General features: G+C 62.4%; 6 protein-coding genes, 1 tRNA gene and 2 pseudogenes. 4 read left to right on the top strand and 5 right to left on the bottom strand.

Annotated features, from left to right (window positions below; genetic code table 11):
* Positions 1-466 (bottom strand): annotated as a pseudogene (locus C2L58_RS15070) (hypothetical protein); the annotation flags it as partial.
* A 457-nt stretch (positions 467-923) separates the two neighbouring features.
* On the opposite strand from C2L58_RS15070, the gene C2L58_RS15065 reads away from it, so the two are divergent.
* Positions 924-1502, top strand: a complete 579-nt coding sequence (locus C2L58_RS15065) for a hypothetical protein (protein ID WP_103338200.1) — start codon at positions 924-926, stop codon at positions 1500-1502.
* Positions 1503-1517: 15 nt separating this feature from the next.
* Here the strand turns inward: C2L58_RS15065 and C2L58_RS15060 are convergent, their stop codons facing one another.
* The gene (locus C2L58_RS15060) at positions 1518-2687 is read right to left on the bottom strand and encodes an oxygenase MpaB family protein (RefSeq protein WP_103338199.1); all 1170 of its coding nucleotides are present in this window, start codon (positions 2685-2687) and stop codon (positions 1518-1520) included.
* A gap of 420 nt (positions 2688-3107) precedes the next feature.
* Between C2L58_RS15060 and C2L58_RS15055 the strand changes: the two genes are divergently transcribed.
* The 3 genes from C2L58_RS15055 (at position 3108) to C2L58_RS48625 (ending at position 3725) form a co-directional block, all read left to right on the top strand.
* Positions 3108-3275 carry a DLW-39 family protein gene (locus tag C2L58_RS15055; RefSeq protein ID WP_003100602.1) on the top strand — a complete coding sequence of 56 codons (168 nt, stop codon included), beginning with the start codon at positions 3108-3110 and terminating at the stop codon, positions 3273-3275.
* Positions 3276-3309: 34 nt separating this feature from the next.
* Positions 3310-3385: transfer RNA gene (locus C2L58_RS15050), tRNA-Ala, on the top strand.
* Between the two features lie 19 nt (positions 3386-3404).
* Positions 3405-3725 (top strand): hypothetical protein, encoded by a 321-nt coding sequence (locus C2L58_RS48625; RefSeq protein WP_146073597.1) that lies wholly within the window; start codon positions 3405-3407, stop codon positions 3723-3725.
* A gap of 342 nt (positions 3726-4067) precedes the next feature.
* Here C2L58_RS48625 and C2L58_RS51490 read toward each other — a convergent pair.
* The 3 genes and pseudogenes from C2L58_RS51490 to C2L58_RS15025 all read right to left on the bottom strand — a co-directional run.
* Positions 4068-5117 (bottom strand): annotated as a pseudogene (locus tag C2L58_RS51490) (recombinase family protein); the annotation flags it as partial.
* 15 nt (positions 5118-5132) lie between these two features.
* On the bottom strand, positions 5133-5801 hold the full coding sequence (locus C2L58_RS15030) for an ImmA/IrrE family metallo-endopeptidase (protein ID WP_158264118.1): 669 nt from the start codon (positions 5799-5801) through the stop codon (positions 5133-5135).
* Positions 5791-6237: a helix-turn-helix domain-containing protein gene (locus C2L58_RS15025; RefSeq protein ID WP_158264117.1), complete on the bottom strand. Its 447-nt coding sequence runs from the start codon at positions 6235-6237 to the stop codon at positions 5791-5793. Before C2L58_RS15025 ends, C2L58_RS15030 begins: the two co-directional genes overlap by 11 nt.

Here is a 6237-nt window from a genome sequence, read left to right as displayed (position 1 = left end):
TGTGGGCGTTGAGCAGGCGTATCGCGCCGAGTTCTCCGGTGCCGGTGATGGTGGCCTCCCGCATGACCAGGCTGCTGTCGGTGCGGAGGCTGTCGGCATACAGGTAGGTGAGCAGGCTGCGGCTCAGGCTCACGTGGCGAAGGTGCGCGTGTCGGCAAACGATGCCGTCCGGGAGCGCACATCGGTACAAGTTGAGAACGGTGACGGCGGTGACGTGATCGAGGTCGAGCTCTCCGACGACCCGTACCCCCACTACCTGGATCCCGCGGGGGGCAAGGTCACCATGCAAGCCGCGAAGCAGTTCGCGAAGCAGGCCGGCTCGGACCCGCAGTTCGGGGTCGTCGGTGACCGCCAGCTCCTCCACCGTCATCGTGGTCCCGGGATTTACGACGTCCCCACGCCGGGCAGCGTTGACCACCTCTTGCTCAAGCTCGGTCAGGTCGGTCAGTGTCGGTAGGGGCTGCATCTCGTCCACATCAACATTGTCGATGAGACGCTACGGAATGTGACATCTGACGGCCCAACTCATCGCTGGCACTTGCCCTTCGTGACCATAACTTGCTCCTCCGTGCCAGAGCTGGACAGACACTTCCCTGCCTGCATGCAGCCGAGATCGCTGAAGGCGGGCGACAAAGTGGGCGACAATCGCGGAGGTCGTCGACGGTCATCGGTGGACGTCCACGGACACCGAAACGCGAGGTCGCCGGGCGTCTGCCATGATCGGAAACTCGTGATTTTGCCCTGATAACGAAGAGGTCTCAGGTTCAAGTCCTGGTAGGCCCACGCAGGTCAAGCCCGGTTCGCTTCGCGGACCGGGCTTTTGCATGACCTGAGTGACTTCTGGAGCCGGCCGAGCCGCCACGCTGTTCGCACGAGCAAATAGCTCCGTGTCGTTTCGGCAGGTCCGGGCTTAGCTTCGAGCAATGGCCAACGAACTGACCATTCCGCTCCTGCCCTGTCCTTCCATCGACGAGATCGCGTCGTTCTACGAGATGCTCGGCTTCGAGATCACCTATCGGCAGACACGGCCGAACCCGCACGTCGCGGTGCGGCGGGAAGACATCAATCTGCACTTCTTCGGGATGGACGACTACGACCCGGCGCAGTCGTACAGCACCTGCCTGGTCATCGTGACGGACACCGGCGAGCTGTACGAGGCCTTCGCGGCCGGGATGCGTTCCGTGCACGGAAAACGGCTCGTCGCCGGCATTCCGCGCATGACTCGGCCGCGGCTGCGCAACGACCGGTACACGGGGTTCACCGTCGTCGATCCGGGCGGTAACTGGATCCGGATCCACCAGGTCACCAAGGAACCCGAGGCGCGGACCAAGCTCGGCAAAGCCATGGAAAACGCCGCGAGGCAGGCGGATGCGCGCGGCGACGAACGCCAGGGGCTGAAGATCCTGGAAGGCGCGTTGAAGCGGGCGACCGGCGACGAACCGGGGTTTCAAGCGGTGCAGGAGTACCGCGACGAGCTCATTGCTCGGATCAAAGGGGCCTGAGCCGCGTCCAGCTTTCTATCTGCCGTCCCGCGCCGGTGTCACCGGGCAAACGCCGGCCGCCAGCCACTTCTCCCTCAGGTCCGAGGGAATGGTCAAGGCGGTCGGCTGCCCGTCGGTCAGTGTGCGCACGCTTCCGCCCAAGAGGAGGCTGCCCGCCTTGTCGAGCACCGTCGTGGCCGCTTGGCTGCGGTCTTCCGAGCGCTCGAGCAGCCGCATCACGCGGGCGCCCGCACCGACCGTGCGGACCCAGGCGCGCGAGTGCGGTACCTCGAGCCAGTCGGCGACCTGCGGGGTGACGACCTGGCGGACCATCGCCGCGACCACGCCGTCGAATGCTTTGCCGGGCACCAAGTTCTCGTAGAGGCGCAGCAGGTTGCGGGTGAGCTCGATTCCTTCGGCCGACGGGCCGTAACTCGCCTCGACGAGCCGCGCGTTCAGTGCCTGAGCCTCGGCGAGGGTCTCGGGCATGGCGTCGGCCGGGATGCCGAGGAGGGCGCCCGTCACCCGCCACACGTAGTAGTAGTCCTCGGCTTCGCTGTCGGTGACGGAGATGCCGATCCGGCGCATTCCGTCGATGACCTGAATGGAAAAGATGAGCAATGCGCCCAGCATGTCCTGCTGGCACAACGGCACGCCGTCCGCCTCGACGTTCCATTCGCCGGATCGGGTGATGAAGTGGCGCACGGCGGCGTGGATCAACCGAGTCTTCTGGATCGTCGGCACGAAACTGCCGCCGGAGCCGAACGGGTTGGGGCCCATCAGGTTCAGCACGAACTGCGACGTCTCGGACAGCCGGCGATGGGGCTGGTTCAGCCGGTGCGTGAGCGACAGCACGCGCGATGGCCGCGGCTGGGCGTAGCAGTTGACCATCGCGCCGAACGACAGCACCGACGCGACGTGCACCCCGTCGTCCACGAAGAACTCGTACGCGGCCGCGATGCGGTCGAGATCGGCCCACTCCGGCGGGGCGTCCGTGGCCACGAGATAACGGCGCACCGGCTCGGGGAGGTCCTCGGGCACCGGCTGCTCGTTGTCCCGGAACCGGGCCAGCACCTCGTTGACCGCGACGGTCGTTCCGCCGGCCACCAAGTCCGCGATCACCGCGTCGGCCAGCGGATCACCTTGGTACTTCAGGGCTTCGACGGCGGTCAGTGCGGTCGCCTTCGTGTTCTGCGTTTCTGGCACGCACCCAGCCTCAGCCGGGTCTCGAGCCCGACGCTAGCGCTGTTCGGGCACGGCGGTGCCTCTACGGACTGATCCGCTCGATCACCAAGCGTGACCGTGAGATACAGGTCAGCCCTGCCGGGAAGAGAAGTCCGGCAGGGCTGAGCGGTCACGGTCGATGTGCCGCACGGTCGCCTCTCGGCGAGTGGCTCATCGCGGCTCCAGCCTGACGGAACTCCGCGAAGGCGATGGGGTGAGGCCCGGGGGACACGGTGGGCACACCGACCACTCTGTAGAACCAGACGCCCCCGGTAGGTATTTCCTGGTACGTGTGACGTGCGTTACCAGTGGTTCCACGTGGAACCAAGAGTGCCCGTCACCCGCGCGCAGCTGTGCAGTAACATCGCGGAGTAAGGGAAGCAAGCTGAGAAGGGGGCTTCGGTGAAGAAGCTGCTGGCACTCGCCGTCATCGCGGGCGGCGTCCTGTTCGTCGTCAAGCGCAACAAGGCGGCCAAGGCCGAGGCCGACCTCTGGCGTGAGGCGACCGCGCCGGTCCCCTCCACCAACGGCACCACGCCGGCCAAGCCGGCCGGCGCTTCCCACAACTGATCTTCACCCCGCGGGCGGTGCGCCGCCCGCGTCCGGGGCTGTAGCTCAATTGGTAGAGCACCGCCTTTGCAAGGCGGGGGTCAGGGGTTCGATTCCCCTCAGCTCCACCAGAGCGGCTCTACTTGAACCGTGACCCGCAAGGGTGACGGCAAGCAGGTCCGCTCGGGTCAAGGAATCATCTTCCAGGGCAACCCCCTCCTCCGGGAGGGGGTTGTTCCCGTTCAGGGCCTCAACCACCCAAGACGGCATGCCGCTCCTCTGGTAGGTCCGGGCGGCGGTCTCGCCCTCGGTGAGGTCTTCCGCCACGGCCGTCAATTCGTGATGTACCACACGGTCAGCATCGACGTAGAGCTTGCGAAAAATGACCTTGTTCATGGCCTGCCGAAGGCTGGTTCCAGCTCGGTCGTAGAACGCCTGCGGATCGGAAAGCAGCTGGAGCGCGGCCGTTAGGAACGCGTGCCCAGTATCAAGCCTGCCCGTGGTGTCGGTGAGCTGGTCCTGAATGCTGGCGCGCTCCAGGGCGATGGCGTCGAGCTTGCGGCGTAGTTTCTCTTGCGGCCAGCCTGGCGCGCCGACGAGATCGAGGTACTGATCTTCCTTGGCGTCCAGGGCCTTGAGTTGTCGCTTGAGCCGCTTTTGGAGGTCGGCGAGGTTCTGACCCTCGGAGTGCATCGTGTCCGCCAGCTTACCCCGTACAGACCCGGAAAACTCATCCGAGAGCCGAATGGTGGCGTAGTGCTCGACAACGATGCGCTCTAGCACCTCAACCCTGATATAGGGCAGGTCGCACCCGTGATCTTGACGGCCCCGACAGAGGTAGTAGAAATACCGGCCACCGTTACCCTTGCCTGGCATGATGATGAGTCGCTGCTTACAGCGTCCGCACCACAAAACGCCCTTGAGGTAGTGATTGTGCGTACGATCGCGCGTCCCGCCACCCCGCAGAGCGAGCACCTTTTGCACCCGGTCGAATACTTCAAGCGCCACCAGCGGTTCGTGACGGCCGGGGTACTCCTGGCCCTGGTATTCGATGACGCCAAGGTAGTAGCGGTTTTGCAGCATCTCATACAACTTGCTCAGCGTCAGCGGACCCGGCAGGCGACCTTTTGTGCCGCGCGTCCTGAGGCCAGCATCTGTCAACGCCTGGAGGAGCTTCGGGCCGGAGTATTGACCGGTGGCAAATAGCTCAAAGCCGTGTGCCACGAGCTTAGCCCTGCTTGTCTCCCCCTCCACGTCAAGCTCGACCGAGCGGACTTTGCGGCCGTCAATATCGAGCATGACGTTGACGTAGCCGATTGGAGCACGCCCGAGTGTGCCGCCATGCTTGGCCTTCTCACCCATCTTATACCGAATATCGGCACCACTGGCCTCGGACTGGTACTGATCGACCGCGTGCAAAATGGTTTCAATCATCGAGCTTTCGGGCGACTCGCCAAGGTCGATAACCGTGGAGACGACGCGCACCCCGTACTTGGCCAGCTCCCGTTTGGTGATGGCAGCGTCAATGCTGTTACGGAAAATCCGATTGAAATGGTAGACGATGATGTAATCTACGTCTTGGCGCTCTTTAATCCGAGCCAGCATCCGCTGAAACACCGGCCGCTTCTCGATACTCGTGGCCGTGCGACCCGGCTCAACATACTCATCGACAATATCCGCGTTCAACTCGGCGGCCTTCCGGTCGGTCGCCTCCCGCTGGGCCGGGATCGAAATACCTTCCGGGTTAAAGTCGGTGTTCACCTGACTTGGCGTAGAGACGCGCAGGTATCGGAGAGCGCGCTTACGACCCTTCTTATTTATGATGGTGTCGCGAGTACTGCGGTTGAGTGTTCGTTCGGACATGGGCAATCTTCCTCTCTAGGCGATAGAGCATATGATCGGCGCGGTGGCCGGCGGATCGGGAACAATGGTTTGGCGAAAGAATGTGTCGCGTGGCGGCTCGGATGCGCTCACAAACCCGAGGGTTTCAAGTCGGATCGCCATAGCTTCGGCCGATACCTGAAAAACGTGCGCGAGGGCCAACGGGTCTTGAATGCCGCGCGCCCAAAGGCGGTTCAGCCAGACTTTCGGCATGAGCAAGCAGGCGGCAAACCGATTGCATATCCACTCAATCTGGTCGCCCTGACGCTTGGCGTCACCGCGACCAAGCCTGCTGTAGGTTGTATCGACCAGATCGAAGTCGAGCACGTGCTTTAGCTCGTGGGCGAGCGTGAAGCGCTGACGCAACCGCCCCTCGCTGGCGTTCATTACGATAGTGAGGACATCGTTAATGCGTGTAGTTAGGCCGCTCGTATGGTCAGGCATCCGAAACTCAGGCCGAAACGTCACATTGATTTCCTCAAGGGCAAACAGCCAGCTGAGGTCGAGTGCTGCCTGCTTGTTATTAAGGAGTCGTCGAAGCGCGCCAGCCTGGCGCTCGGCGAGCGTAAGAGCTTGCCCATAGGTGAGCGGACGCTGCGGAATCAACTTTCTTAACTGAGGCAAAATATCAGCCGGAGCACGCAAGGTAGGTAGATCATTGAACATTGGAGTTCTCCCCTTGGTTATTGTTACTTGTTCTCTCGTGCAACTTGGCATAGTCCTCCACCAGATGCGCCAGCAATGCGGCATCATGCTCACTTAGCCCATATTTGCGCCGGAAATAGGTTTGCGCGGGCGGCAACGTGGCTACTGGATCAGCTCCGAACAGCGCCAGCAACTCGGCGACATCTTCAATATGGAGTACATCAGCCAGTCGCAAGAGAAATTCTGTTGACGGGTTCGACTGCTCGCCCGCTTCGAGTCTCGACAAGTACGAATGACTCGTGCCCAGCAGTCGAGACAGTTCCCGGAGTGAGAGTCCAGCTTTCGTTCGACGGTCATACAGATACTTGCTAAATGTATTGTCGCTCATTGGCGCGAAGTCTTCATTTACTATTTCGACAATATCACGTTTTCGGTCCCTATTGGGACCAAAAATCAT

It is taken from the genome of Amycolatopsis sp. CA-126428, assembly GCF_002904335.1.
Taxonomy (GTDB): Bacteria; Actinomycetota; Actinomycetes; order Mycobacteriales; family Pseudonocardiaceae; genus Amycolatopsis.
This window is presented reverse-complemented; position numbering and strand designations above follow the sequence as displayed.

Coding starts and splice junctions, on each gene's coding strand:
- C2L58_RS15065 (WP_103338200.1), top strand. CDS start 924: ATGGCCAACGAACTGACCATTCCGCTCCTGCCCTGTCCTTCCATCGAC.
- C2L58_RS15030 (WP_158264118.1), bottom strand. CDS start 5,801: ATGTTCAATGATCTACCTACCTTGCGTGCTCCGGCTGATATTTTGCCT.
- C2L58_RS15025 (WP_158264117.1), bottom strand. CDS start 6,237: ATGATTTTTGGTCCCAATAGGGACCGAAAACGTGATATTGTCGAAATA.